The sequence below is a fragment of the Paenibacillus sp. FSL R5-0887 genome (assembly GCF_038002305.1).
GTDB classification, from domain to species: domain Bacteria; phylum Bacillota; class Bacilli; order Paenibacillales; family Paenibacillaceae; genus Paenibacillus_AQ; species Paenibacillus_AQ odorifer.
The window spans coordinates 974,073-999,102 of record NZ_JBBOCE010000001.1 but is presented as its reverse complement, the minus strand read 5'-3'; the positions used below and the strand labels follow the sequence as shown (position 1 = coordinate 999,102).

Sequence of the window (25,030 nt, the reverse complement as noted above, 5' to 3'; positions counted from 1 at the left end):
TCAAATATCCTAAGCTAATTAAAGTTTATTTCTTTTTCTGCACATGAAAACCATTGTCTTGCGCGTAATTTTCAATGCTCCAAATACCTCTTCCCCGCTCTCGCGCCTTATCCTGAATCGCTCTAAATTGATCTACGTATTTTGTATTAGGTGCAAATACATAGGCTACACGTGCATAACCCTGCTCTAGCAGAATCTCATTGAACATTTTCCCATCTATATAGAGGTAACAAAGTAGGCGGCCATATTTGTCCCGCTCCGATACATCTAGTTCAATTTGTACATCTTTATCCGTAAGCATCTTTTTGGCGAAATCAGAAGCTTCTAACGAAAAGGGCTGTGGTTCGGGGATGTTCGGATTCACTGACTCTGGAGTATCGACCAGCAATAAACGAATGGTTTCCTTTTTGCCGCCTATAGTCAGCTTCATGGTGTCACCATCGACTACTCGTGTTACCTTTGCATCTATTAAACGTTTGTTGTCCTCTGTTGTATTGTCTGGCGTAGAACCCAATCCAGAACTGGAATCAGCCGTAATCGTTGGAACTGGCTCTAAAGTAATCTGCTCGGCTAAGTTGCAGGCAGTTGTTGTTCCAAGTAAGAGTGTGATAGCTAAAAAGCTTTTTACTAGATAAATCTTATTCATTGTTAACCTCTTTCTTATACACGTATGTAATTTCATGGGGTCTATTAAAAATAAATTAAAAAACTTAAAAACACAAGACTGTACTACTAATCATAGAAAACAGCGACAGCCATGTACCAGAAAAAAGATTCTTGGCTATCGCTGTTTCGCTTTTACTCTACTTCCACCACGTTTAATTTGGAAATCTTTATTTTGATTATGATCGATAAGAAAGCAAGCAGGGAAAACATAATTCCGATCCAGATGAGTTGATGTATTCCTGCGTGAGAAATAAACCAGCCACCGATAGCAGTCCCTATAGTAATTCCAAGGTTGGAAAATGAGATAAACAAGCTGTTACCGAATTCGGGAGCTTCTTTCGCTTCGGTCGTTAACCATGCTTGACTGACAATCAGTCCGCCGGAATGCACTGCCCCCCAAATGATTATGATAACAACCATCGGAAGGAAATAAGAACCTAGATAATATACGAATAAGTAAGTTACCGCATATAACAATGGAAACATGATAACGGTCTTTGTAATGCCTTTATGCAAAAGGCTTCCAAATAAAAAATTCCCAAAAATCATGATTATCCCAAAGGCCATCAACATGATACTAATCCATGACCCGTTCATATGTGTTACCTGCCCAAGATATTCAGCAAAGTAACTGTACACAGAAAACATAGCTGCAAAGATAAAAATAACTGCCACAATATTTAACCACAATAGAGGTTTGCGTAAAATACCAAGTTGTTTACCATATGACATTTTTTCTTTAACTGGCATGGAAGGGAGCCAAGCTAGTATTCCTAAAAAGGCAATTATACTTACGACAGCTCCAAACAGAAAAGCGACTTCTAACGAAATTTTGTCCGCGAGATAAGAAGTCAAAGGCACACCAAAAGCAAACCCGACCGTTATTCCGGCGAAAACCTTTGTAACTGCTTTGGTGCTCTTTTCCGGAGGGACAAGTTGGGCAGCGGTAACAAGTGCAACTGAAAAAAACACGGGATGAAAAATAGCAGGGATAATACGGAAAATCAGCATTACTTCAAACATGGTCGTATACGCATAAACAATATTTGAAATTGCAAAAATAAGTACAGCAGTTAATAGAATTATTTTACGATTAATTCCAGAAGCCAATAAGGTCAGAAATGGACCTGAAATAGCAACAACTAAAGCAAATATACTTACAAGCCATCCAGACTGAGAAGTTGATATATTAAATTTTTGAGTTACCTGTGGCAGAACACCTATAATCCCCATTTCCGTTGTAATAATGCCAAATACGCCTAAAGCCAAAATAATAATAAGCAAAGGGTTAACCTTTTTCATTTTAAAATAATCCTCCATTTATATTCACATATTTAGATTTGTAGATATGTATTACCAAAAAAAAGCCCTACCTCCTTTCTCCTATAGTTTCTCTTTAATATAATCGGAAAACTCTTGAATTGTCTTTTCGTTTCGACGATAATACGTCCACTTCCCAATTCGCTCAGATTCCAGCAAACCAGCTTTTTGCATAGTCAATAGATAGCTCGAAATAACCGACTGTGCAAGCCCCGCTTTAGCTTGAATATCTCCCACGCAAATCCCAATTTGAAAATTTAGGCCTTGTTGTAAATAAGGCTTTTCATCAAAAAATTCCTCGGGAGTTTTTAGCCACATCATAATTTGACTACGAGTCTCGTTAGACAACGCTTTGAATATCAATAAAGGTTCCATGTGTTCCATTATATCTACTTTTATAGATTTGTAAATACAAAAGATGCCGATGTCTCGTTGTTGCAATAACATTATGTAGAGTCATGTTTCGTATCGAATTGTTCGTTTAGTGAATTAAATATTTCCATATCAACCAGCACAGCAGTACGGATACCCACGAAATGAAACCGAAAATCATCACGATTTTGTTCTCACTCCATCCGTATTTTAAGCTGAAGTGGTAATGGATCGGAGCCATCCGGAATAGCCGCAGCTTCGTCCGTTTGTAGTACCAAACTTGTAAAATGACCGACAACTGCTCCGCAAAATAAATGAAAAATAAAATCGGAAGCAAGAGCTCAACCTTTTCAATGACAGCCAGAACGGAAAGGGAGCCACCGATCGCCAGTGATCCAGTATCGCCCATAAACGCTCTTGCAGGATAAATATTGTAAAGCAAAAGCCCTAGCAGACAACCGATCATAACAAGTGAAAATGTCTGCACTTCAGGTTTGTCCGAAATCATAAAAAAGAAAAAATACGACGGTATGGCAACATTGATCAATAGCCCATCGAGACCATCTGTAAAATTGATGGCATTCGCGGAGCCGACCACAAACAGCAAAATGATGGCCACATAAAGGTACACAGGCAACTGCAGATTTTGGCCTTTAAATAACTCGATATTACTCGTCAGGCCGAACGAATGGAACAACACATATAATATAATTCCAGTAAAAAGAAATTGAAGCACCAGTTTTGAGCGGCCGCTGATGCCGGATGGATTTTGCCAAAAAGCCTTTTTGAAATCATCCAAAAATCCGACTGAACTAAACAACAAAAACGTAACGCATAAGAGTAACATTAGAGGCCCGGGTTGAAACTGCAGCGAAATCGCTATCCCGATAAGCAGGATCAACCCTGCCATTAGTGGTGTACCCCGTTTGGCCTGATGCTCTGCTGGAAGCTCGGCACGAATCGGCTGCGTTAACCTCAGTCTATGCAGCGTCCAGATTAATAGAGGCGTAAACACCGCCACCAGAAGAAAAGACAGGCCGGAAACAGCCAGAATTCCATACATACAACGAACTCCCCTCTTTGAAAAGATCATTTATAATACTCACAAAATATTTCTAGAGTTAATGAGGTCGTCTGTAATTATGTACTCTTTTCATCTGTTGATAAAGAGAAATTATTCTATTTTTATTTCCTGTTTTCTGGTGTGTAACAGCTAAGAGTTTTCTATAAGCAGATCCCAAAGCGTAAACTTGCCCAATGAGAAAGTTTGCACTTTGGGCAAGTTTACATTAGTATATAGTCATTAATCCTAATCTTCACCACAATAACAGCCATATGGGAGGTGTATACATAAAATTATGATTAAACAAACGTTGAGAGATTTCAAAAAAGAAGCCACTGAAAAAGCGCTAGCAGAAGCGGCATTCGAACTTGCACTTGAACATGGGTTGGACGGTTTTGTTGTTGAAGATATCGTGCAAAAAGCCGGCTACTCCAGAAGAACTTTCGCAAACTATTTCACATGCAAGGAAGAGGCAGTTGCGATGGGAGCAGTTACCGTACGGAACACGAATGAGTATGAAGAATTGCTCACCAAAATTCCTGATAATGCCTCCCTGCTGGATACCTTATATCAACTAATTAAGATGCAACTTACATCTGAGCTTATAGGGAGGTTGCGTGAGCTTTCTTTACTTTCCCGAAAATTCCCAGCTCTCGAGCCCCATTATCTAAGAGCAATACATCTTACGCAAACTGGAGCACAAAAAACATTGTTGCACTTGTCAAATGGTAAGTATGACGAGGTCTATACTTATCTGCTTATAAATTCGGTTTACGGAACTGTACTTCCCTTAATTGACGGAAAACTTAATGTGCTGCTTCCGGGACAAACGACGAGCGACGATCCAAGTCCTGAAACTCTTACGTTCGATCAATTTTTGGAAACTATTTACGGATATTTACGCAACGGATTCTAATAGGCTAACAATCAGTTTTCATCAACGAGGGAGTGTAAAATAGATACATGTCAACATTATTATACAGAGTGGGAAAAACCGCTTATCGCAAACCTGGGTACTTCATTTTAGGTTGGATTTTAATTTTAGGAATTGTCATCTCTATGATCAGCATGAATGGTATTCATATCAGTTCAGAAATGAAGATTGAAGGCACGGAATCGCAAAAGATTTTGGATCAATTAGCAACAGAACTTCCGGCTGCATCTGGTGGACAAGGAAGTGTCGTGTTCAAAGCACCTGAAAATGAGCGATTGGATACGCCAGAACGTTTGGCAGCGATCACTAAAGGTGTTAATGAGGTTTACGGTATAAACGAAGTGATTAATCCTGCGGATTACGCAGCGGAAGCAAGTAGTTCAACTACTGAAGCAACTCAGGCTGCCAGTATGGATCAGTCTGCAGCAGCCACAGCACCCCTTTCCTATGGTCCTCTGATGGCAGATGGCGTTCCAGTACCTGGAGTTATTCTTTCCGCAGACGGTAGCATTGCATTGTTCCAATTCCAGTTTACTATTGAGCAATCTGCTATCTCTCAAGATATTTTTGATTCTGTAATTGATACCGTCAAGAATGTCGAGAAAGATACTAACATTACTGTACTGCCGGGCGAGACACTTAAATCAGTATCTATCGGTGTAGGATCAGCTGAGATTGTCGGACTTGTCATTGCTGCAATTGTTTTGCTGGTGACGCTTGGCTCTGTCGTTGCAGCAGGTCTGCCCCTTATAACTGCACTGCTTGGAGTCGGCATCGGTGTAGGTGGAGCATTTTCTATTTCCAAATTCATTGAAATGCCTAGTGTCACTTCCGTCTTGGCGCTTATGATTGGATTAGCCGTCGGAATCGATTATGCTCTTTTCATTGTAAATCGCCAACGCCGGATGATTATTGATCAAGGATTAAGCGCACAAGAAGCTGCGGCTAGAGCTATTGGCACATCCGGCAGCGCCGTATTTTTCGCCGGTTTGACGGTTATTATTGCTCTCTGCGGTATGCTTGTAATCGGGCTTACTTTCTTATCAACGATGGCGTTAGTAGCAGCTGCTACCGTCCTTATCAACGTATTTGTTGCCTTAACCCTATTGCCGGCATTGCTCGGATTGGTGGGTGAACGCATCTGTTCGCCTAAAGCTCGCAAGAAAAACAAGGATCATCATACAACGGGTAACCGCGGTATAGCTGATAGATGGGTTAAATTCGTCATCAAGTATCGTTGGGTCACTATTGTTGCCATCGTCGTGGTACTTGGCGTAGCAGCAACCCCTATAGCCAAAATGGAAATGGGCATTCCCGGAGCTGCCTCAGCGAATTTGGACACGGTAGCAAGACAAAGTTATGATGCTATATCCGAGGGTTTTGGAGAGGGCTTTAACGGACCGCTTATTTTGGTTGCAGAACCAAAGAATTCTTCCAATCCAGTCACTCCGGAGCTCCTAGGAAATCTTGTAAAAGAGCTCCAAGCTCAAAAGAATGTCGCGTTGGTCACTCCTCTGGGCATGACTAAGGATTTGGCTATCTTCAGTCTGATTCCAGAAACGGGTCCTAGCGATATAACAACCAAAAATCTGGTGAATGATTTACGGGCTACGGAATCTAGTATCGCTCAAAGTAATGATGTTAAACTCGGGGTTACCGGCTTTACCGCTGTTAACATCGATATGTCGGCCAAACTGGCAGATGTATTTCCCATTTATGTAGGAATCATCATTCTCCTATCGCTCATTATTCTTCTGTTGGTATTTCGTTCGATTATCGTTCCTATCAAAGCTACGATCGGCTTTCTGCTTAGCATACTCGCTACCTTCGGGATCACCACAGCCGTGTTCCAATGGGGCTGGCTCCATTCTCTCTTTGGTTTCGACACCGGTGGCCCATTGCTAAGCTTTATGCCAATCATCGTTACGGGTATCCTATATGGGCTTGCGATGGACTATCAGGTTTTCCTTGTCAGTTCCATGCGTGAATCGTACGTTCATGGTCATGAGGGATCAGAGTCCGTTGTCCATGGATACAACCAGGTGAGTCGTGTCGTAGTAGGCGCTGCTATAATTATGATCTCCGTTTTTGCAGGGTTTATTTTTACGGATGATGTCATGATTAAACAAATCGGCTTTACACTGGCCGTAGGGATCTTAATCGATGCTTTCATTATTCGAATGGGATTAGTTCCTGCTGTAATGTCTATTTTCGGCAACAAAGCTTGGGCACTTCCAAAATGGCTCGACCGTATTCTGCCAAACCTGGATGTCGAAGGCGAGAAACTGATTGCTACACTCAATGCTAAAGACAAATCTAATTCCATGAAATAGATACAATAATAAACAGCCTGAGACCTGTATTCCTAGGGGTTCAGGCTGTTTTGTTTCTGTGGTAGGGTTCACTTCCCGCGAAGAGCAGATGGGCAAGGCTCTGGAAATTATCTCATTGAAGATTAAGGATTAAAGCGGGGCGCACACCGTAACAAGCTAAGTTGACATGTCCGTAACTGCGAATACTGCTACGAGTACCTACAAAATACGCACGTGAAGAAATCGCAGGTTGAGTTCTCAGCCACCACCATGAGCAGCCAAACTCTTCATCCTTCTCAAGGATATAATCAGCTTTGACTTTTTTATCATACACATACAATTTACATCCATCGTTCTTTTTCACTTTGGAGAATCCCGTTCCTATCGCCCTACGCTTCGCACGTAAAGTATCTTCTCCAAGTTTAAAGGTGAATTCATTCGCCTCCGAAACACTAAGCAGAAAAATCTTTTCTTCCGTGTTTATACTTCCCTCTCCGCTATCTGTGCATTGTGTAGTCTTGATGAGCCTGTGCTCGGAGTCATTAAAAGCGGCATTATAAAACTCATCGTTCAACCACTTTCGCAAATCGGAGTCATGCCATGTAACATCAACATATTCATCGTGATACCGCCTGCAGTCCAAAATATACTCGCTCAAAATGAACAGTTCTCTACCTGAATTTTGCAGCACCCGCCACTTTATCGGCATTTGGTCTGCTCCGTCCGCCATTTGCGGATAAGAACCAAAAGTAATTAGTTCGCCGGGTTTCGCCCGCTCATACATGGAAGCAAGATTATCATTTTCATTACAAATCATAATTATAAATTCTGTAGTTCCTTTAACGATTTCAGCTTCCCTGCTAAATCCTAGTTTTTCATACAAGCGTATCGCTCTATCGTTGAACTTCGCCACTGTCAGCCGCTTTGGTTTTTCCTCGCATCTCTCATTAATATAGTTAAGGACTGTTGTGAAAAATAGAGTCCCATTCCCCTGTCCGGTTAACTCAGGCTTCATTCCTAAACCCACATCTATAAAATCCTGAGAATATGTATATTTATCATTTGGAACCTGTGCCGGACTTCCTACACAGAAGAATCCGATCAATTGTTTATCTGCATCAAGTACAGAAAAAAATGCTTCCTCTAGCATTTCACTTATAGCTTCAGGAGTTAGTTCATTATTGTAAAAATCATAGGGTGGATCATATTGCCAGCTTAAAATATCCCTAGCAGCATCAGCATTCAGCTTTTCCACGTAAAGTTCCAATTTCGCATCCCCCTTTGTTTTCAAAATCGATAAGTCCCTAAGAGTCTAGCTCTGCTAACTCCTGAAGGATTGTCTCTACATCACCATCAGGATTTAACGCTTTGATCATCTCTTTTGTAATGGCTGCATCCTCATAAACTTGTGCAACAACCTCTAAAGGGAGTGTGAGTTCAAAATAACCTTCGGCAAATTCCACAAAATCCTCAGCTGTGCGGAAAATAGTCCCTAGCAAAAAGTCCGAACCATCTTCTACCTCCGCTGGAATCTCTACCTTCCCCTTCTGCCACGTCAAATCATTATTTTCACGCCAAAAACAAAAAGTAACATCGTCCTTAGCTATCGCCTCATCTTCCAGTATAGACAATAGCGAGGTTGGGACCTCTTCATAGATTCCTGGCCAAACTTCATGTTCGTCACGCGCATATGGACTTACTTCGGACTCATGATCAAAACCTTTAATTATCGTTCCTTGAGGTGTAAAAATAATAAACAAATTATCGCCTGAGCCATTATCGATCGATGCTAGAGAAACATTCTTATCAAATTTAGAATCAAAACTATGATAGCGAAGCCAGTCCTCTGGACATAGGACAATATTTAGAGAAGCAAGTGTTTTCATAAGTTTTTTTAAGTTTTCGGGTGCTGGTAAAATATCTAACACATTCATCTATGATTCCTCCCCATTGTAGATATATATGATTTTAGCATATTCATGAATTCCGGGTGAAAAAAAAGACTACCCGAAGGTAGCCTTTCCAACTTAACAAAACACTAGCTTAACTTAAGACCCCGCACCTTTATATCTTCGTACGCCATAACTCCAGGCTAACAAACCAATCCCCAGGAATATAGCGCCTACTACAGGTGTCATCAGAGCAAGGCTGGTCATCTCCTCCCGCTGTAGAAAAAGCGCGGCTGGATACACTCCGACGAATGCAAATGGAATGATCCAAGTAAGCAATACCTGTATAGCACGATTGTAAATCGTTACCGGGTAACGGCCATAAGTCTGAATGTTGTACATTAACGGAAGAATGCCAGTAGGAGCATCCGAATAGAAAGACAATGAAGTCAACGTTGTGTAAATCCCCGTATAGATGGCGACCGCACTTAACGTTAGAATGATCAGAGCCGGTATCGTCCACCATTCAAAGGGAAGACCCAAATTGCTGCCACTGATGGCCATAATAATAATACCTATGAATGAGCCCATAAGTGCTGGTGGATCAACATTTTCCAAAAAGATCTGGAACAAATTATGAGCTGGGCGTGTCAAAATACGGTCCATCTCACCTTTAACGATGTAACGTTCACTAAATCCCCATAGATTCACAAAACAACTAAAGACCCCAAATGGCACCATAAAGAATCCATAAACGAACACTACTTCATTCTGATTCCAGCCGCCCAGGCTATCTGTGTGCATAAAAATTACGAGAATAAAGATAAAGTTGGTAGCTTGAAAAAGTAAGTCTGAAATGACCTCTACCCAAAAGTCAGCGCGATAGGTGAGCCGGCTCTTCATATAGTTTTTGATATATTCAATTAATAATCCCAGGTAATACATGTTTCCTCAACCTCCCTGCACGAAGAGACGCTGCCGCGCCGCATGATATAACCAGACAATTGGAATCAGCAATACCAGGAACCAAATAATTTGTATCCCTAATACATTCCATATTCCAACCCCTTGCACCCGTCCCGTAAACACTGAACCTGGCAAGTAGGTAATCGCCTGAAACGGCAGCACCTCAAGTACGGAAGATAACCAGTTAGGAAACAGACTGATCGGTACGATTAAGCCGGAGAATAAGTCTACAATCACCCGCTTCATTCGCATCATGCCTTCATTATTTTCTACAAAAAATGCCGAGAGCCCTGTAATGATATTGATCTGTGAATTAATTAAAAAGCTGAAAAAGAGCATCACCAGGAACCCTGCCCAAGCAGATGGCGCTGTTGGCAATTGAACCGGGAACAGCAACATCGCTATGGCCATGCCGGGAATCATAAATAAGAGGAAGCGGAACATTCCCTCTCCAAGACCTTGCATCATTTTGACTAAGACATAGTTATAGGGCCTTATAAACTGGATAGCGATACTTCCATCACGGATATCCGTAGAGATTTCGCGGTCTAGGTTATTAAAATAAAAGGCTCTAGCCATCCACGATACAGCTACATATGACGTCATTTGCGTTGCAGTAAAGCCACCCAATGAATCCCCATTGCCATAGATGGCCATCCAAGTGAAATAGTTAACCCCAATATTCAGTGAATAGATAAGAATACCTGAGTAGTAGTTAATCCGATAAGCAAGCATGGTAAGAAAACGGATGCGTATAAAATCTAAGTAAGCCCCGAATAGTAATTTACGGCTATTCTCCTGAGGACCACCAGAAGATGCGCCTCCTGAGGAGGAAGACATAGCCGTTGCAGGATTAAGCTTATCAGACATGTAAAGCCTCTCTTTCATCCTTCAGAGCGGCAGCCATTTCATCAGGCTTGTCTGCAGACCCAGATTGATAAATACTGCGAACAATATCGTCCGTATTGGTCTCTATGATTTTGATATCAGTAATGTCTGCTTTTCCCACTACTCTGCCTAATACATCCGATACATTTAGCTCTAGCGGTATCCAGACAGACGCCCCTAAATCGTTCTCCGCAGACCAGGTAACAGGCAATCCCTCAGTCCATAACTCAAGTTGCTGACGTTTCGTAGCATTTCCAAATTGAAATTGAACCTCACGTCCGGTTCCCCAACGCTGCTTCAGGTCTTCCAGTCCTCCGTCATAAATGATACGGCCATCATCAAGCATTATCACTCGGGAGCAAAGCGCCTCAATATCTTGCAGGTCATGTGTAGTCAGCAGTATGGTTGTCCCATGCTCGCGGTTCATATCTTTTAGAAATTCACGGATCTCTGACTTCACCACAATATCTAAGCCAATGGTCGGTTCATCCAGAAATACAATCGACGGATTGTGAAGCAATGCTGCCACTAATTCACAACGCATCCGCTGACCTAGACTTAGCTTACGAACCGGACGATTCAGCAGTTCTTGCAGTTGCAGTCGTTCGACCAATTCATCCAGCCGTTTCTTGAAATCTTGTTCAGATACCCGGTAAACCTTGCGCAGGAGCTGGAACGACTCAATCACGCCAATGTCCCACCATAGCTGACTGCGTTGCCCGAATACCACACCGATATTTTTCACGAATTTCTCGCGCTCCAAATACGGAACATACCCACCTACTGTCAGGTTTCCGGAAGTCGGCACGAGAATACCTGTGAGCATTTTGATCGTGGTCGATTTCCCAGCACCGTTCTCGCCGATATATCCACAGATCTCACCTTCAGGAATGGAAAAGGAAATGTCCTTCACCGCAGTCACTTCCGTATATTCCCTTTTAAACAAATCAGCGAAGGCCCCTTTGAGACCCTCGCGGTTTTTTTGTACTTTGAATGTTTTGCGTAAGTCTTGTACTTGAATAGCAGTCATATTGTACCTCACTAAGCTTAGAGTTGGTTCCCAGTACCCCATTATAATAGAAGAAGCGCAAAAGCACTACTTCAATCTTTACTTAGCCAGTCTTTCATTTAGCGAATGGGTGTCCTTCACAGCTTCTAAATGCCCTGAGCGAGCGACTTTAGTCCGCAAATATTTCTCGTTAAAAGAAGATACATCTCCCCATAACGCTACTCTTTTCACGGCATTCATCCCTGCAGCCTTGAGCGCATCCAATTTCTTCGGATTATTCGTAATCAGCGTCACTGGTTTGTGACGTAAAGTTTGCAGAACACTGATTGCCTCTTCGTAGTTTCTTGAATCATCAGCAAATCCCAACTCTAAATTAGCCTCAACTGTATCGTATCCTTCTTCCTGTAAAAGATACGCTAAAGATTTGCTGAACAGGCCAATGCCTCTTCCTTCATGATTCGCGAGATAAAATAATGCCCCAGAGCCATGCTCAACAATCATTTTCATGGATTGATGCAGCTGGAAGCCGCAATCGCAACGTTTACTGCCAAAAATATCGCCAGTATGGCAGATGCTATGCATCCGGATCAATGCATCCTCAGACCCTTCGAAATCGCCATATACCAACACACTGGATTGTTGTCCTTCTGCTAAGTTCATGGATGGCAAACGTGAAATTAAAGCTGCCGTTGCTTTACTGCTATCCTCTTGAAGAAGCTCTGCATCCGTTGTATTCAGCCAGTTGTACCATTTAAAAACAACGGTCTCGCCGTCTAAATTCACCGGTAACGTGATGGGTCCAACCAATATATTTGTGGAATTTGCTAAAGGAATTCGCGTGATTTTATTCTGTAAAATAGAAGTGATTTCTGGTTTAATCATAATTACACCTTCCTCATTGTTCATCAATGCTTAGATAGAGCTAAGCATAAGGATAAAATATTAGTTAAATTATAAGTAACTATTTGTAAGTAAGTTTATCATTGTAATATAACTTCGTCAAGTTATAATATATCTTTAAATATTTATAATTACTTTATGTAAGTTTATGATATAATGAATGTCGAGGTGATATTATGAATGATTTCAACATGTGTCCTCGCTTTGAAAAAGCGGTAGACTTGCTAAGTAAACGTTGGGTCGCGCTTATTGTTTTCGTGCTTATGCCAGGGCCACGCCGTTTTGGTGAAATTGAGAGCTGTCTGTCCAATCTCAGTGGCAAGGTGTTATCTGACCGATTGAAGGAAATGGAAACCGAAGGTATTATAGAGCGAACTGTATATCCTGAAATGCCAGTACGTATTGAGTACTCTCTGACTCCAAAAGGCACAGCGCTTGCTCCTATACTTGGTGAAATTGGAAACTGGTCTACCGAATGGATTGAGCTTGGTATTAAGAAATGATTCCCGCTACACAACACAAAGAGCCCTAATTGTCCCGATCATGAGACAAGAGGGCTCTTTTTGGATTAACATCCCCTTTATAAGTCTTTTCGCTCGAAGCGAAGTAGACCTATAACAAAAGCTAACAGGGTATATCCTATCGCATAAAAAATAAACATATTTGACGGAACCGTATTAAAATCCAGCAATCCATTCATGCTGCCGAACAATCCCATCATTCCACTCATTTCATTAGCGCTGAACAGGACGGCGGTCATTTTCCGCTGTAAACCATCCACTGGCATAAGCAGTGCCATCATTCCTGACAGATTATTTAATGTGTCAAGGACATCGGGTTCTAATCTCAGCGATCCTCCGATCTTATCAATCATCCCGCCTAACCAGCCAGCTCCATATAACATTGTCATAAAGACACCATTCCCCACTGCTGAGAAGAATCCAGAACCCAGCATAGAAATCGTAATTAGCAAAGGCACTACAGAGGAGAATAACAAAAATGATTTCAATAGGACTACGGCATCTCTAGGAACGGTGGCATGGATCTCAGTAATCCATAAAATAGAAATAAATAAAATCAGGGCATAACCGATCCCAAGCGTCACATATCCAAGCCAGCGACCTGTATACCATTTCCACCGCGGCAGCGGTCTTGGCAGTAAAGCCTGCATAACCCCTTGTTCCGCTTCACCTGCAATAGCTGAGAAGGAACTAAAGATCGCCAAAAAGGCGAGTACAAAAGCGCCAAAAAAGAAGCCAAGTGATAATATAAAAGCACCATTTGTAAAATTAGCTAAGAGATGCTCGCCACTGCTAATATCTGTTCTGTTCGGTATTCCGCTTTGTCCGATCGTATTTGCCACAAACCAAAACCCTATAAGAAAGACAATGGTCATAAGCAATGTTAATACCATTACTCGTTTACGCAGCAATTCCTTCCAGGTCATTCCTATGATTATTCTCATTCGTGTTCACCTCTGTGACTTAGGCCGGATACAGCACTCATAAACCAGTCTTCCAGACGTTCTCGCTTCCGTGAGACTTCATATAAGGTCATGCCCTGTTCAATAATTAACGTGTTCAGCCAGCCTACTTGCTCCTCATTCTCCAATTCCGCTTCCAGCCAAACTGTGCTACTCTCCAATGTAGCTGGGAATGAAGCTCCTTTTTCAGATTGAGCTCCGATATCCGCTGAAACTTTGATCTGAAGTTCAGTACTATCCTGTAACCAAGACAACAAAATAGGCGTAAAACCGCCCACTTTAAAATGCCAGCTTGTTCGCTTATTTAAGATCTCAGATACTTTCCCATGCCGCAGTATAACTCCGTTATTCAGCAGTGCCATACGGTCGCAGATGAGTTCAACATCCTCCAGTAGATGAGAGTTAAGAAATATTGTAACTCCCTTCTCTTTTAGCCTCTGCAAAATATTCCGAACTTCCTGACGTCCAATCGGGTCTAGCGCCGATGAGGGCTCATCCAGAAAAACGATGGCCGGATTGTTTACAAGAGCGCAAGCAAGCCCTAATCTCTGCTGCATCCCTTTGGAATAATGTTTCACACGATCCCGTCCACGGTTTCCAATTCCAACTTCCGCTAGAAGCTCTGGAATTCTTTTGTCGGCTACAGATCGCTCTACACGGCACAGCTTGGCATGCAGTCTTACTACTTCTTCCCCCGTAAGCCATTCTTGATAGCGATATAATTCCGGTAAATATCCGATTTGGGACTTGGCTTCAAGTGAACCGATCTTATGACCAAATAGAGTAGCACTACCATTCGATGGACGAATGAGACCTACCAACATTTTGACAAAGGTACTTTTCCCCGCACCATTAGGGCCGAGGAAGCCAAAGGCTTCCCCTTTCCCAACAGTAATCGTTACATCACGGCAACCACGTCCGTTATCATATTCTTTGGTCAAAGACTTCGCTTCTATTGCAGCAGCCGTCATTATTCAATCAACTCCCCTAACTTCTCTAAGAATACAGCTTTATCTGTATACACGCTTCCTCCGTTGAAATCAAACAGTTGTCCGTTCTGTACCCAAACGGCCGAGTACACAATCCCTTGACTATATTCATTCTGATTCAGTAGAACCGTTGTATCTTTAATCTTTATTTGATCGGTATTCAGGCCTTTTACCAGTGGCAGAGGAATTTCACCCGATAAAATGCGGCTCTGCTTTAAGCTGGATTTCAGATAATCTGGCAGCAATGGAAAATCGATTATAGCTTCCAAAGCTTCATCAACCTTTATAGTTGGATCTACCGTAATTAAAGGAGTCTTCGTCTGTGTAAGATTAGCCCATTTATCATTATCAATCGAAAGATCATAATTCACGATCTCCGAAAGATCTAATTTAATTTCTTTCCCATCTATGGCTTCTGGAAGAAGCTGTTTTGCACCCAATCTTTTCATTGCTTTATTAACTGCTTCAATATTAAGCTTCAAGGTTATTTCTTGTGAATTGGTTATATATGCGCTCTTCACATTCTCGAGCAAAGTTCCGCTTGGAAGTGTAAAACCTAGAGTCTCTTCCACCTGATTTAGCGGAATAATCCCTTTATTTGAACCAAAGGAACTTGTAAACACACCAAATTTGTTCATAGCTTCATTCATGGATTGACTTTCATTTACCTGATAAAAAATATCCCGGATATCATTTTCATTCACAACTGTAACTTCTTCCATCCGAAATTGATTCAGCAGCGATGCCATAGCCGTATTTCCTACTGGAGTTCCAAGTATAACCGCAAAGATCGCGGCACCTGCCACTGCTACTCCCCATTTGCGCCGACGATTCATGCGAGGACGCTTGGATGGGCGATTAGCTGTTGGATTGTCATCCGTAGATTGAGGCTGGTCTATATGTGGATCTGTTTTGTCATCATCTTTCATAACATCCACAGACAACTGCTGACTCCACACAGACCATTTGGGACTTGCAGGCTCAGACACTAACTTGTTTTGCAATTTGGCCCAGGCTTCATCTGTATGTTGTTTATTATGATCTTGATTTAGCGGTTGTTTAGTCATTAGTAATCCCTCCTAAATAATTTAGCTTCGCTTATCTCGTTTTATTATTCCGTCTGAGACAGTGATTTTGCTGCATTTTGTCTTAACCTCTGGGTCGCACGGTGCAGTAATGTCCCTACTACGGGAGGTCTTAGACCAAGCTCGCCTGCTATTTCCGCATAACTGTAACCAGAGTATCTAAGCAGAAGCGCTTGTCTATCCCTGTCAGGCAGCTCGTTCAACCATTCATGAACATCCTCCTGATCCAGCTTACTGATTAAGACTTCCTCTCCTGAAGGAGGTGATTCCCCCACTTCGTATAACTGTTCTTGTTTATTTTGCAGCCGCCGTTCCCTTGCTTTTTTGTCCAGATAATCATATCCAATACGAGTAAGGACTCTATGAAGCCAGGCACCCAGCGCTGCTGGATCATCTGGGGGGTTACGATACAATCTCAGAAAAACTTCTTGTGCCAAATCATCTGCTGCCGACTCATCACGAACCAAAGCGGTCAGCTTACGTCTGACAATAGGATAATGTTCATAGAATATTGCTTTAAAAATTTCAGATTCCGGAATTCCCATCTTGTAAATCCTCCTTATCAGCTGCAGCTATAAGTAAGACGACTATCAATGTATTTTTGTATCAAGATTACGTAAAAAAAGACAGCCCCTAAATTAATAAGGAAACTGTCTTCTAGTGTTTACCTAATTCGAATGTAACGATTAAGAATCTTTTTAGATAAAATACTCCGTTCCAGCCTAAGCTCCCAGAGCTGCTCTTTCCACTGAAACTGTTGCTCTGAATGTTCATTCTCCCGTAACTTCTCAAACAGCTTCATAATCATTATGTTAATGGCATCAAACCTTGACCAAAGTTCTATTACACTTTCTTCTTGTATCTGAGGACTTTCCGCTGCTGCACTAAGATTCTTTAAACGCTCAATGATGTCAGCCTGCCACTGCCCATCTTTAATCGCCTTGGCGTAATTTAAAAGATCCAAATAATCATCGACTGACATGTGTACCGACTCCTTTGCTTACTTATACCAAGTATTATACTAGGCATTATCTATAAAGCAACCCTTTATCTCTGGACACAGCAAAAAAACAGGACTGGTATGAGAACCAGCCCTGTTTAAGGATTTCAACATGATCAATTTAGTTATAAAAGCTTTTGAATATCATCTTTAATTTGCTCTGATTTTGGACCAAATACGATCTGCACAGCCCCTTGACCCAGTCTCATAACACCGGAAGCTCCGAGCTGTTTCAATGCGGAATCTTTAACGGCTTTTTCGTCATTAACAATCAGACGAAGGCGTGTGATACATGCATCGATATTGCGGATGTTCGATGGACCGCCGATGTTCTCAAGAATTTGAGCAGCTTTAGAAGACGATGAAGGCGTTCCATTACCTCCAGGTGGTGCTAACAGACTTTCTTCATCATCATCTTCACGTCCAGGTGTTTTTAGCTTGAACAATGAGATAATAAAGCGGAATAGTACATAATACAAGACGAAGAATCCAAGACCCACAGGAATAAGTATCCATGCATTAGTAGACAGTTTCAGGTTTACAAGATAATCGATCAAACCTGCGGAGAAACCAAAACCAAGCTTAACATCTAAAATGTACATCAAGGCCATGGAGAATCCTGTTAATAAAGCATGAACTCCGTACAAGAGTGGTGCTACGAACATAAAGGAGAACTCAAGTGGTTCAGTGATCCCTGTTAAGAAAGAGGCAATGGCAGAACCGATGAAGATGGAAGCAACCATTTTACGTTTTTCCGGTTTAGCTGTATGAATAAATGCAAGTGCTGCCCCTGGAAGCGCAAACATCATAATTGGGAAGAATCCAGTCATAAACATCCCAGCAGTTTTATCTCCAGCGAAGAAGCGGTACAAGTCACCATGCACCAGTTCACCAGCCGCATTCGTAAAATCACCAATTTGGAACCAAGCAATCGTATTAAGCACGTGGTGAAGACCGAACGGAATCAGCAAGCGGTTAGCTGTACCGAAGATGAATGCTCCAACAGCCCCCAGTGACACAACCCAGTTCCCGAAGTCACTGATAACATCTTGTATCGGACTCCAGATCATACCCACAAATACAGCAAGAACCATCATAGAAGCTGCCGTAATGATTGGGACAAAACGTTTACCTGCAAAAAATCCGAGCCAATCAGGCATTTTTATATTGTGATATCTCTTGTATAAGAACGCTGCCCAAGCACCGGCAAAAATACCACCAAGCACACCCATGTTCAATACAACATCATCATTGATGAAAGAGAATTGAAGCGGTACGATAAGCAGAATCTTAGTCAGTACCATGTAAGAAATTACTGCTGACAAAGCTGCTACGGCGTCACCGGCAAATCCAATGGCAACCCCTACCGCGAAGATTAAGGCTAGGTTACCGAAGATCGCATTCGCTCCGGCGTTTAGAAATGGAGCAAAGTATTGATTCAGAAATCCACCAATGGTCGCTCCTAGCGGAATATCTTTTTCGTAGTTAAGCAAACCAAACCCTTGAAGAATAGCTGCCGCCGGCATGGTTGCAACAGGAAGCATTAACGACTTACCTAGTTTTTGTAGAAAAGCCAACATTTAAAATCATCCTTTCGGTTCAATAGTAGTAGTGCTCTATAAACCATTTACTTTGAAGCCACGGTAAGAATCAGATCCTGTCCTGCTGTAACCTGACCATAATGTCCGCTTACTTGAGGTGGATTCTCCTCTGTACTGGTCACGATTACAGGCGAAATTGTGTCACAACCTGCCGCGCGAATTACGTCCAGATCAAATTCGATTAGGGTTTGACCTGCTTTTACTTGATCTCCAGAGGTTATATGACTGACAAAACCGTTGCCCTTGAGGCTGACAGTATCGATTCCGATATGTAATAGCAATTGCATACCGGAGGAATGTTCCAGAATGACTGCATGACTCGATTTCACGATATGAGCAACCCTACCGTCAAAAGGCGCTTTCAAAATTCCTTCAGAGGGTTTTATTGCAATTCCGTTACCCATATGACCGCCAGCAAAGGTTTCATCCGGAACCTGTGCTAGTGGAACTGACTCCCCGCTGATTGGTGCCATGATTTCGATGGTATGTTCAGTATGTTTCTCTTCTTTTTTTGATTTCCATTTGGAAAACATATGCTCCACTCCTCTTAAGATGTTAATTTGATTTCACTAAGGTCTGAAATAACCGATGCAAATGCATGGCTAGAAAACATAGTTCTTCTTCCGGAATTTCGACCTCAAGCGATCTTTGCATTACTTTACCGAGCTTTTTAGCCAGCTTGTATTCCTCTTTGTATTCTTTCTTAATATGTTTCACAAAGGGATTATCTATTAGTGATCCTTTTAAAATACGTTCCAGCGAAAAACGCAAGTGGATCATTAATCGGATATGATTCATACTGCCGTGCTCAAAAGTTATCTTTCGTTCTTGCTGAATCATGTCTAGAAGCTCATTGACAATATTAGAGGCCTTGACTAACTGACCAACCGATACATTATTGACTGCTGAATACACATGATAAGTAAGAAATCCAATCTCATCTTCGGGGATTTGCACTTGAAATTCAGCATTGATTTTCTCCGATGCCTTGTAAGCGATCTCAAATTCCTTCGGAAATGACATTTTGGTTTCTTGCAAAAACGGATTAATAATATCCATCCCGTTGCGCAGACGGTAGATGGTGAACTGTATGTGGCTCGGGAGTGCCAGATAAATCTTGTCGTTTAACTTGTCAGGAAATTGACTTTGGATATCTGCAATTATCTCATCAGTTATTTTCATTACCTTAGGATCTATATCTTCCAGCAAAACTTGATATTGGCTCCAGGCTTCGCGATCTTCTAGACGAAACAATTTCTCAATCCGAACATCATTTCCTTCGATCACACCAGAACCCTTCACTGCAAATCCAATACCTTTGCCAATGATGACATATTCCTTCCCGTTTTTGCTTCCCTGAACCATTACAACGTTATTCCCAATTACACGCTGTACTTGAAATTGCTCGATCTCTCGCGACAAGCTCATCACTCCTCTCCCTAATTATCGTCAAATTGGAACAAAAAAAGCCAAGAATTGTCTAATGGAAATAAAGACAATTCTTGGCTCATGCCCTTAACGGTAACACGCCACTAAAATATAAATGATCATTTATGAACATATCATAATTCATGAACTGCTAACTCGTCAATGGTAAATTTAGAAATGTCAAGCGGAGCTCCAATTATCCCAAACAGCGCCTTATAAAAACTCTTCCACGCGAGGAAGCTTATCTTTAAGCTGGCGGACGTTAGTTTCAAGTCTCAGAATAACCTCTTCCAATTCTTTTGGATCAATGCCTCGGGAAACAGGAACCTGGATAACCTCTGTTTTTGTTTCTGCCTTTAATTCCCGCATTTCCAGCTGCTGCTCTTGCCATTTATCCATCAGATCAGCTATCGTCGCATAGAAACGTTCGTAATCTTTGATTACGCTGTCCAGAAATGTATCTACTTCCTCCGCATCGTAGCCACGCAGCTTCATGCTGAATTCTTTTTCATGTATGGTTAGAGCGTCTAATGTGATGCCAAGTTGACTGAACAGCTTCCGCTGTTTGTCTAACCGGCGTTTCATATGTTCATCCATCTTTTGCTACCTCCAAGTATATACTGCAATCATCCGGCAGTAACCATTATAACAGGGTGAGAGCATCCTGAAAATATTACTATAGTTGCAGTTCTAATAGTTGTCCACAACAGCTTTATTCAAAATGCCTAAGCAGCGGTCAAGATCCGTCTTTACCTGCTTTTTATATAACTTTGCTTTCTCTTCTCCATCTGAGGTGAAATGGTAAAGTACGATTTCTTGAAAATCCACTTTAGGGTCATTGCCTTTCAGCTGCTTGGTTCGATATAAAATCCCTTGCTGCACCAGCTCATGCAGGGCGCGATAGATTTCACTCTGTGGAGGGGAATAACCATGGGCTTTGAAATCCCGACGTAAATCCTCCAGCATTTGATATCCGTAACCGCGGTGTTGTTCTACCATTGTTATAAGATACACTTTGATAAACGCTCGTTGAGCAATCATAAACGCCATATAAACCCTCCTCATGTTGTAAATGTTGTTGGCTAATCTTTCCTTCTATTACTCTAGTATAAGCACTATTTTCCAACTTTCACAACCTGAAATTTGATAGAGGGTTCACTTATTACGTTGTTTATAGAGATTTGGTGGGATATAGGATGATTTATGTGGATGTGGGTAGGTAGGGTTTGGTTTTTTTGTGGTTTTCTATTGTGAATTTTTCATATGATGAAATTATGGAATAAATGATTGTACATCGTTGATTTCGTAGAATGATCCTCGAAGAATTAGGTCCACATGCTTCTGCACGATACAAACTCTATCTGGATCAATATACTTCAGTACGATACAAACTCCATCTGGACCCATATGCTTCTGCATGATCCTCGTCCCATTCTTTGTTTGGTTTGATCAATTTTGCTCGTTCGAGCTACTATCGGACCCCATTGACTCTATTCGCTGCTTTTCCCCACTTTTGCTGTGCTATCGGACCCTATGGGCGCTATTAGCATAAAAAGTAACATTTATACAGCTATTCTTGGGGAATAGCTGCACTGGTGTCCGAAACTACTCTGAAAAAGCTTAATATTTGCAAATAGCGTCTTCTCGGTCCGAAAGTTTCTGCGCGAAATAAACTCCATCTGAGCCCACATACTTCTGCGCAAACCAAACTCTATCTGAATCCACATGCTTCAGCACGCTCCCCTCCCATTCTTTGTTTAGTTTGTTCAAGTTTGCTCGTTCGAGTTGCTATCGGACCCCGTTGACTCTATTCGCTGCTTTTCCCCACTTTTGCTGTGCTATCGGACCCCATGGGCGCTATTGGCATAAAAAGTAACATTTATACAGCTATCCTTGGGGAATAGCTGCACTGGTGTCCGATACTACTCTCAAATAGCTAAATATTTGCAAATAGCGTCTTCTGGGTCCGAAAGTTTCTGCGTGAACTAAACTCTATCTGGATCCACAGGTTTCTGCACGAAATAAACTCTATCTGAGCCCACATACTTCTGCGCAAACCAAACTCCATCTGGATCAATATACTTCAGCACGATACAAACTACATCTGAACCCGCATGCTTCTGCACGATACAAACTACATCTGAATCCACATGCTTCTGCATGATCCTCCTCCCATTCTTTGTTTAGTTTGTTCAAGTTTGCTCGTTCGAGCTACTATCGGACCCCATTGACTCTATTCGCTGCTTTTCCCCACTTTTGGTGTGCTGTCGGACCCCATGGACGCTATTGGCATAAAAAGTAACATATATAGAGCTATTCTTGGGGAATAGCTGCACTGGAGTCCGAAACTACTCTGAAAAAGCTTAATATTTGCAAATAGCGTCTTCTGGGTCCGCAAGCTTCAATAGAACATCAATTCGAACAGCAAAACGCAAAAAAGCGATCCTCCATGTATTGAAGAATCGCTTTTTAGGTAACTAATAAGTTCCACTTTGCCAAGTTCATTTTCTAAACGTCCTTCTCAGCTATAATCCCTGCGCCACTCCGCTTTCCAAGTAACCTCTCCTAAGCACTATTTCATAGCGTTTTTCTCCATAAATTCATCCTTCGTCAATCCAAACAACAGTAAGTCTAAATACTGTCCATTTGTATAAATAACTTTACGGCGCACGCCTTCTTGAACACAACCCACTTTTCTAAGCATAGCTGCTGAGGGTTCGTTACCTTCGAGCGCACATTCGTTAAACTTGTTTGAGTCTAAGCTCCAAAAAAGCATACTTCAACAGGATGTTGATAGCTCTTGTCCCATACCCCTTACCTCGATGGTCTCTATCCACTTGCACGCCTATACTGAACGTACCATTTTTCTCGTCTATGCTATTAAGATTTACTCCACCCACATATTCACCATTCAGATTTTCGATCGTAAACATCAGCCGCTGTGATGAGAATTCTGCAAATGTGAACAATCTTAGTCTTATTTTCTCATCCTGCCCAAAATAATGACTGTAATCTATCTCTCTCATCTTATACCTCCGAGTCAACAATTTAGAGATTATGATAACACATCTACAGGATTATATTGGTATAGTATTTTTAAAATCAACTTTACGGTTAAAAAGCATAGTATTATATATTCATAAAATGCGAATCCCAAAATCATCTGAAATAGAGGTATATTCTATGAATGAATATCAATTGATTAGCGATTATAAACACATCGATAAATATAAGCTTAGCTTCAATTCTTTAGCCCAATCAATCTTTGGTATTGATTTTAAACCTTGGTATGAACAAGGGGGCTGGAATGACAAATATATTTGTTATTCCTTTATCGATGAAGATCACGTCATTGCGAATGCATCTATTAATAAAATGACTATTCTCATCAACAAAAAAGAATACAACGCCATCCAAATTGGGACGGTGATGACACATCCTGATTATCGTATGCAAGGTTTATCCCGAAAATTAATAGACCACATTATCGCTAAGTACGAACATGAATACGACTTCCTCTACTTATTTGCTAATGAGCGCGCTTTGGATTTTTATCCTAAATTCGGGTTTGAACGCATGCAAGAAAGCAGCTTTTCACTTAACGTTGCTCATCTTAGCAATCAGCCAACTACAACCTACTCTGTGCGGCCTTTATCTATAGGTAACCCCGTTGATTTTAGCATGATCAAAAATTTTGCAGTCAAAAGAACACCGGTATCCTCTGCGCTAAGTGTGATAAATAATGAACATCAGCTGCTGTTTTATTTTATTCTTCCTTTTCACGATTCCTTTTATTATATTGAAGAGGCTGACGTTATTGTGATCTTTAAACATGAGGATCATCAGCTTCATATTTTTGATATTATTAGTACAACAAGTTTTGATATCAACACAGTATTGAAAAGCATTATTTCTCCGGATACTGAAGTTATACATTTTTATTTCACACCAGATTATCCAATCGATCAAGTTAAGGCAGAATTAATTTCCCAGAGTGAAGATACCTTATTTATACGTCCGTTATTAAAAGAACTCCCTCAACATTTCATGTTTCCTATTACCTCTCATGCCTAGTTAACAAAAAAAAGGCTGCCATCTGGCAGCCTTTCTTAGTCGTGCATAGGAATATACATACTCTGTATCTCTTGTACTCCAGGGACAAATCCTAGATTTAAATAAACAGACTCCGCATCATTACCTTCCATGACATATAATCTTAGGATCGGATACTTATCTTTCAGGAGATTAAGTCCTCTTTTCAACATCAGTGTAGCAATCCCTTTTCCTCTGTAAGCAGGTATTACACCAATACTGTAAACTGCTGCGTAATCATCTTGTAAACCCAAAAGACAATTCGCAATTAGCTGTCCTGATTTCTTATCATACACAAGCGTTGACGCTGTCAGTAATTCTTCATTTGTGTAATTAGGTTCTTCACTTGGGATAAAATCTTCATAAGCGAATTTTTTTCTCCTTGTTGCCTCAAGACTTCCATCGAAGCTCGCATAGTTACATTCGGCGATCTGCTCTTCAAGAATAAAACGTTTAGCGCCCATTCCATTATCTTCGATCTGAGGACTTTCAATCCTTAACTCTTTGTTCCATTCGACCTCAAAATAATCTGTAGGACGGTGCATCCAACGGCATCTGAACTCATCAGGCCAAAACCCTGCCCGCGCAAATAATTGAACCTGGTCTGGCAGAACCTCGAAGGTTTTTATCGGTTTTGTTCTATCCGACCAATAAATCAAAAGCTTTTTTAATAGCTTCAGCACCACAAATGTATCGTTAAACGGTGGAATAACAAATAAATGATATATCCGGTTAGGCGACATCCTTACTCCACCTATTTTAGACTCGCCTTTATAGATCCAAAAAGCGTTTCTTTGGGCAGAATTGAACCTTTCTTCTTTAAAAAAACCATTATATTGCATATTTTAATAAATGGAACAATACAGTCCCCATTCTTCCGACTCTGCCTTACGAATAGAAAAATCATTATTTAAGTCATATGAAATCTCGTAATCAGACCATGCCATTAATTGCATTTACATTTCCTCCTCGCTAGTCCTATAACCTTCTGTATTCCATAGTATCACTTCTTAAAGTAAATGTTTGGTAATAA

Annotated in this window: 28 protein-coding genes; 4 read left to right on the top strand and 24 right to left on the bottom strand. The window is 41.3% G+C overall.

Annotated features, from left to right (window positions below):
* Nucleotides 1-25 precede the first annotated feature (25 nt).
* The 4 genes from MKY14_RS04605 to mraY form a co-directional block, all read right to left on the bottom strand.
* Nucleotides 26-646 (bottom strand): thermonuclease family protein, encoded by a 621-nt coding sequence (locus MKY14_RS04605; RefSeq protein ID WP_339248558.1) that lies wholly within the window; start codon nucleotides 644-646, stop codon nucleotides 26-28.
* Between the two features lie 152 nt (nucleotides 647-798).
* Nucleotides 799-1,968, bottom strand: a complete 1,170-nt coding sequence (locus MKY14_RS04600) for an MFS transporter (RefSeq protein ID WP_076305482.1) — start codon at nucleotides 1,966-1,968, stop codon at nucleotides 799-801.
* Between the two features lie 81 nt (nucleotides 1,969-2,049).
* The gene (locus tag MKY14_RS04595) at nucleotides 2,050-2,361 is read right to left on the bottom strand and encodes an ArsR/SmtB family transcription factor (protein WP_076190171.1); all 312 of its coding nucleotides are present in this window, start codon (nucleotides 2,359-2,361) and stop codon (nucleotides 2,050-2,052) included.
* A 106-nt stretch (nucleotides 2,362-2,467) separates the two neighbouring features.
* Nucleotides 2,468-3,421 carry a phospho-N-acetylmuramoyl-pentapeptide-transferase gene (gene mraY / locus MKY14_RS04590; RefSeq protein ID WP_076305483.1) on the bottom strand — a complete coding sequence of 318 codons (954 nt, stop codon included), beginning with the start codon at nucleotides 3,419-3,421 and terminating at the stop codon, nucleotides 2,468-2,470.
* 295 nt (nucleotides 3,422-3,716) lie between these two features.
* On the opposite strand from mraY, the gene MKY14_RS04585 reads away from it, so the two are divergent.
* Complete coding sequence (locus MKY14_RS04585) at nucleotides 3,717-4,337, top strand: TetR/AcrR family transcriptional regulator (RefSeq protein ID WP_076126175.1); 621 nt, start codon at nucleotides 3,717-3,719, stop codon at nucleotides 4,335-4,337.
* A gap of 47 nt (nucleotides 4,338-4,384) precedes the next feature.
* Nucleotides 4,385-6,688 (top strand): MMPL family transporter, encoded by a 2,304-nt coding sequence (locus tag MKY14_RS04580; protein ID WP_340975884.1) that lies wholly within the window; start codon nucleotides 4,385-4,387, stop codon nucleotides 6,686-6,688.
* Nucleotides 6,689-6,800: 112 nt separating this feature from the next.
* On the opposite strand, the gene MKY14_RS04575 is transcribed toward MKY14_RS04580, so the two are convergent.
* The 6 genes from MKY14_RS04575 to MKY14_RS04550 form a co-directional block, all read right to left on the bottom strand.
* Nucleotides 6,801-7,934, bottom strand: a complete 1,134-nt coding sequence (locus tag MKY14_RS04575) for a GNAT family N-acetyltransferase (RefSeq protein WP_340975883.1) — start codon at nucleotides 7,932-7,934, stop codon at nucleotides 6,801-6,803.
* A gap of 37 nt (nucleotides 7,935-7,971) precedes the next feature.
* Nucleotides 7,972-8,601 carry a hypothetical protein gene (locus MKY14_RS04570; RefSeq protein WP_340975881.1) on the bottom strand — a complete coding sequence of 210 codons (630 nt, stop codon included), beginning with the start codon at nucleotides 8,599-8,601 and terminating at the stop codon, nucleotides 7,972-7,974.
* Between the two features lie 114 nt (nucleotides 8,602-8,715).
* A complete protein-coding gene (locus tag MKY14_RS04565) occupies nucleotides 8,716-9,501 on the bottom strand; it encodes an ABC transporter permease (protein ID WP_036686696.1) in 786 nt (261 codons plus the stop codon).
* Between the two features lie 6 nt (nucleotides 9,502-9,507).
* Nucleotides 9,508-10,257 carry an ABC transporter permease gene (locus tag MKY14_RS04560; protein WP_051491475.1) on the bottom strand — a complete coding sequence of 250 codons (750 nt, stop codon included), beginning with the start codon at nucleotides 10,255-10,257 and terminating at the stop codon, nucleotides 9,508-9,510.
* Nucleotides 10,258-10,384: 127 nt separating this feature from the next.
* The gene (locus tag MKY14_RS04555) at nucleotides 10,385-11,440 is read right to left on the bottom strand and encodes an ABC transporter ATP-binding protein (RefSeq protein ID WP_076126169.1); all 1,056 of its coding nucleotides are present in this window, start codon (nucleotides 11,438-11,440) and stop codon (nucleotides 10,385-10,387) included.
* Nucleotides 11,441-11,518: 78 nt separating this feature from the next.
* Complete coding sequence (locus MKY14_RS04550) at nucleotides 11,519-12,301, bottom strand: GTP cyclohydrolase II (protein WP_036686690.1); 783 nt, start codon at nucleotides 12,299-12,301, stop codon at nucleotides 11,519-11,521.
* A 194-nt stretch (nucleotides 12,302-12,495) separates the two neighbouring features.
* Here MKY14_RS04550 and MKY14_RS04545 point away from each other — a divergent pair, with 194 nt between their 5' ends.
* The gene (locus MKY14_RS04545) at nucleotides 12,496-12,822 is read left to right on the top strand and encodes a winged helix-turn-helix transcriptional regulator (RefSeq protein ID WP_036686688.1); all 327 of its coding nucleotides are present in this window, start codon (nucleotides 12,496-12,498) and stop codon (nucleotides 12,820-12,822) included.
* Between the two features lie 77 nt (nucleotides 12,823-12,899).
* Here the strand turns inward: MKY14_RS04545 and MKY14_RS04540 are convergent, their stop codons facing one another.
* The 13 genes from MKY14_RS04540 to MKY14_RS04480 all read right to left on the bottom strand — a co-directional run bounded on the left by MKY14_RS04540 (nucleotide 12,900) and on the right by MKY14_RS04480 (nucleotide 22,931).
* The gene (locus tag MKY14_RS04540) at nucleotides 12,900-13,784 is read right to left on the bottom strand and encodes an ABC transporter permease (protein ID WP_076183784.1); all 885 of its coding nucleotides are present in this window, start codon (nucleotides 13,782-13,784) and stop codon (nucleotides 12,900-12,902) included.
* Nucleotides 13,781-14,773, bottom strand: a complete 993-nt coding sequence (locus tag MKY14_RS04535) for an ABC transporter ATP-binding protein (RefSeq protein WP_076183782.1) — start codon at nucleotides 14,771-14,773, stop codon at nucleotides 13,781-13,783. The genes MKY14_RS04540 and MKY14_RS04535 overlap by 4 nt, the downstream gene beginning before the upstream one ends.
* A complete protein-coding gene (locus MKY14_RS04530) occupies nucleotides 14,773-15,858 on the bottom strand; it encodes a DUF4179 domain-containing protein (protein WP_340034444.1) in 1,086 nt (361 codons plus the stop codon). Before MKY14_RS04530 ends, MKY14_RS04535 begins: the two co-directional genes overlap by 1 nt.
* Before the next feature lie 44 nt (nucleotides 15,859-15,902).
* On the bottom strand, nucleotides 15,903-16,421 hold the full coding sequence (locus MKY14_RS04525; RefSeq protein WP_076218030.1) for a sigma-70 family RNA polymerase sigma factor: 519 nt from the start codon (nucleotides 16,419-16,421) through the stop codon (nucleotides 15,903-15,905).
* Between the two features lie 119 nt (nucleotides 16,422-16,540).
* On the bottom strand, nucleotides 16,541-16,858 hold the full coding sequence (locus MKY14_RS04520) for a hypothetical protein (RefSeq protein WP_036686678.1): 318 nt from the start codon (nucleotides 16,856-16,858) through the stop codon (nucleotides 16,541-16,543).
* Between the two features lie 143 nt (nucleotides 16,859-17,001).
* Nucleotides 17,002-18,456, bottom strand: coding sequence for an N-acetylglucosamine-specific PTS transporter subunit IIBC (gene nagE / locus MKY14_RS04515; RefSeq protein WP_036686675.1), 1,455 nt, complete (start codon nucleotides 18,454-18,456; stop codon nucleotides 17,002-17,004).
* Nucleotides 18,457-18,503: 47 nt separating this feature from the next.
* Nucleotides 18,504-19,010, bottom strand: a complete 507-nt coding sequence (locus MKY14_RS04510) for a PTS sugar transporter subunit IIA (protein WP_076126158.1) — start codon at nucleotides 19,008-19,010, stop codon at nucleotides 18,504-18,506.
* A 22-nt stretch (nucleotides 19,011-19,032) separates the two neighbouring features.
* The gene (locus tag MKY14_RS04505) at nucleotides 19,033-19,905 is read right to left on the bottom strand and encodes a PRD domain-containing protein (protein WP_076305489.1); all 873 of its coding nucleotides are present in this window, start codon (nucleotides 19,903-19,905) and stop codon (nucleotides 19,033-19,035) included.
* A gap of 213 nt (nucleotides 19,906-20,118) precedes the next feature.
* Complete coding sequence (locus tag MKY14_RS04500) at nucleotides 20,119-20,502, bottom strand: DivIVA domain-containing protein (protein ID WP_036686669.1); 384 nt, start codon at nucleotides 20,500-20,502, stop codon at nucleotides 20,119-20,121.
* A 93-nt stretch (nucleotides 20,503-20,595) separates the two neighbouring features.
* The gene (locus tag MKY14_RS04495; protein ID WP_036686667.1) at nucleotides 20,596-20,955 is read right to left on the bottom strand and encodes a helix-turn-helix transcriptional regulator; all 360 of its coding nucleotides are present in this window, start codon (nucleotides 20,953-20,955) and stop codon (nucleotides 20,596-20,598) included.
* Nucleotides 20,956-21,177: 222 nt separating this feature from the next.
* Nucleotides 21,178-21,324 (bottom strand): hypothetical protein, encoded by a 147-nt coding sequence (locus MKY14_RS04490; RefSeq protein ID WP_248548171.1) that lies wholly within the window; start codon nucleotides 21,322-21,324, stop codon nucleotides 21,178-21,180.
* Between the two features lie 566 nt (nucleotides 21,325-21,890).
* Nucleotides 21,891-22,067 carry a hypothetical protein gene (locus MKY14_RS04485; RefSeq protein ID WP_179086250.1) on the bottom strand — a complete coding sequence of 59 codons (177 nt, stop codon included), beginning with the start codon at nucleotides 22,065-22,067 and terminating at the stop codon, nucleotides 21,891-21,893.
* A gap of 579 nt (nucleotides 22,068-22,646) precedes the next feature.
* Nucleotides 22,647-22,931, bottom strand: a complete 285-nt coding sequence (locus MKY14_RS04480; protein WP_340975877.1) for a GNAT family N-acetyltransferase — start codon at nucleotides 22,929-22,931, stop codon at nucleotides 22,647-22,649.
* 157 nt (nucleotides 22,932-23,088) lie between these two features.
* On the opposite strand from MKY14_RS04480, the gene MKY14_RS04475 reads away from it, so the two are divergent.
* Nucleotides 23,089-23,979: a GNAT family N-acetyltransferase gene (locus MKY14_RS04475; RefSeq protein ID WP_076183777.1), complete on the top strand. Its 891-nt coding sequence runs from the start codon at nucleotides 23,089-23,091 to the stop codon at nucleotides 23,977-23,979.
* Nucleotides 23,980-24,014: 35 nt separating this feature from the next.
* Here MKY14_RS04475 and MKY14_RS04470 read toward each other — a convergent pair whose 3' ends face one another.
* The gene (locus MKY14_RS04470) at nucleotides 24,015-24,740 is read right to left on the bottom strand and encodes a GNAT family N-acetyltransferase (RefSeq protein ID WP_340975876.1); all 726 of its coding nucleotides are present in this window, start codon (nucleotides 24,738-24,740) and stop codon (nucleotides 24,015-24,017) included.
* Nucleotides 24,741-25,030: the final 290 nt, after the last annotated feature.

Excerpts from the sequence above, each read along its gene's own strand:
- MKY14_RS04605 (WP_339248558.1), bottom strand. The coding sequence starts at position 646 with ATGAATAAGATTTATCTAGTAAAAAGCTTTTTAGCTATCACACTCTTA.
- MKY14_RS04600 (WP_076305482.1), bottom strand. The coding sequence starts at position 1,968 with ATGAAAAAGGTTAACCCTTTGCTTATTATTATTTTGGCTTTAGGCGTA.
- MKY14_RS04595 (WP_076190171.1), bottom strand. The coding sequence starts at position 2,361 with ATGGAACCTTTATTGATATTCAAAGCGTTGTCTAACGAGACTCGTAGT.
- mraY (WP_076305483.1), bottom strand. The coding sequence starts at position 3,421 with ATGTATGGAATTCTGGCTGTTTCCGGCCTGTCTTTTCTTCTGGTGGCG.
- MKY14_RS04585 (WP_076126175.1), top strand. The coding sequence starts at position 3,717 with ATGATTAAACAAACGTTGAGAGATTTCAAAAAAGAAGCCACTGAAAAA.
- MKY14_RS04580 (WP_340975884.1), top strand. The coding sequence starts at position 4,385 with ATGTCAACATTATTATACAGAGTGGGAAAAACCGCTTATCGCAAACCT.
- MKY14_RS04570 (WP_340975881.1), bottom strand. The coding sequence starts at position 8,601 with ATGAATGTGTTAGATATTTTACCAGCACCCGAAAACTTAAAAAAACTT.
- MKY14_RS04565 (WP_036686696.1), bottom strand. The coding sequence starts at position 9,501 with ATGTATTACCTGGGATTATTAATTGAATATATCAAAAACTATATGAAG.
- MKY14_RS04560 (WP_051491475.1), bottom strand. The coding sequence starts at position 10,257 with ATGCTTGCTTATCGGATTAACTACTACTCAGGTATTCTTATCTATTCA.
- MKY14_RS04555 (WP_076126169.1), bottom strand. The coding sequence starts at position 11,440 with ATGACTGCTATTCAAGTACAAGACTTACGCAAAACATTCAAAGTACAA.
- MKY14_RS04550 (WP_036686690.1), bottom strand. The coding sequence starts at position 12,301 with ATGATTAAACCAGAAATCACTTCTATTTTACAGAATAAAATCACGCGA.
- MKY14_RS04545 (WP_036686688.1), top strand. The coding sequence starts at position 12,496 with ATGAATGATTTCAACATGTGTCCTCGCTTTGAAAAAGCGGTAGACTTG.
- MKY14_RS04540 (WP_076183784.1), bottom strand. The coding sequence starts at position 13,784 with ATGAGAATAATCATAGGAATGACCTGGAAGGAATTGCTGCGTAAACGA.
- MKY14_RS04535 (WP_076183782.1), bottom strand. The coding sequence starts at position 14,773 with ATGACGGCTGCTGCAATAGAAGCGAAGTCTTTGACCAAAGAATATGAT.
- MKY14_RS04530 (WP_340034444.1), bottom strand. The coding sequence starts at position 15,858 with ATGACTAAACAACCGCTAAATCAAGATCATAATAAACAACATACAGAT.
- MKY14_RS04525 (WP_076218030.1), bottom strand. The coding sequence starts at position 16,421 with ATGGGAATTCCGGAATCTGAAATTTTTAAAGCAATATTCTATGAACAT.
- MKY14_RS04520 (WP_036686678.1), bottom strand. The coding sequence starts at position 16,858 with ATGTCAGTCGATGATTATTTGGATCTTTTAAATTACGCCAAGGCGATT.
- nagE (WP_036686675.1), bottom strand. The coding sequence starts at position 18,456 with ATGTTGGCTTTTCTACAAAAACTAGGTAAGTCGTTAATGCTTCCTGTT.
- MKY14_RS04510 (WP_076126158.1), bottom strand. The coding sequence starts at position 19,010 with ATGTTTTCCAAATGGAAATCAAAAAAAGAAGAGAAACATACTGAACAT.
- MKY14_RS04505 (WP_076305489.1), bottom strand. The coding sequence starts at position 19,905 with ATGAGCTTGTCGCGAGAGATCGAGCAATTTCAAGTACAGCGTGTAATT.
- MKY14_RS04500 (WP_036686669.1), bottom strand. The coding sequence starts at position 20,502 with ATGGATGAACATATGAAACGCCGGTTAGACAAACAGCGGAAGCTGTTC.
- MKY14_RS04495 (WP_036686667.1), bottom strand. The coding sequence starts at position 20,955 with ATGGCGTTTATGATTGCTCAACGAGCGTTTATCAAAGTGTATCTTATA.
- MKY14_RS04490 (WP_248548171.1), bottom strand. The coding sequence starts at position 21,324 with ATGCAGAAGCATATGGGTCCAGATGGAGTTTGTATCGTACTGAAGTAT.
- MKY14_RS04485 (WP_179086250.1), bottom strand. The coding sequence starts at position 22,067 with ATGCAGAAGCATGTGGATTCAGATGTAGTTTGTATCGTGCAGAAGCAT.
- MKY14_RS04480 (WP_340975877.1), bottom strand. The coding sequence starts at position 22,931 with ATGAGAGAGATAGATTACAGTCATTATTTTGGGCAGGATGAGAAAATA.
- MKY14_RS04475 (WP_076183777.1), top strand. The coding sequence starts at position 23,089 with ATGAATGAATATCAATTGATTAGCGATTATAAACACATCGATAAATAT.
- MKY14_RS04470 (WP_340975876.1), bottom strand. The coding sequence starts at position 24,740 with ATGTCGCCTAACCGGATATATCATTTATTTGTTATTCCACCGTTTAAC.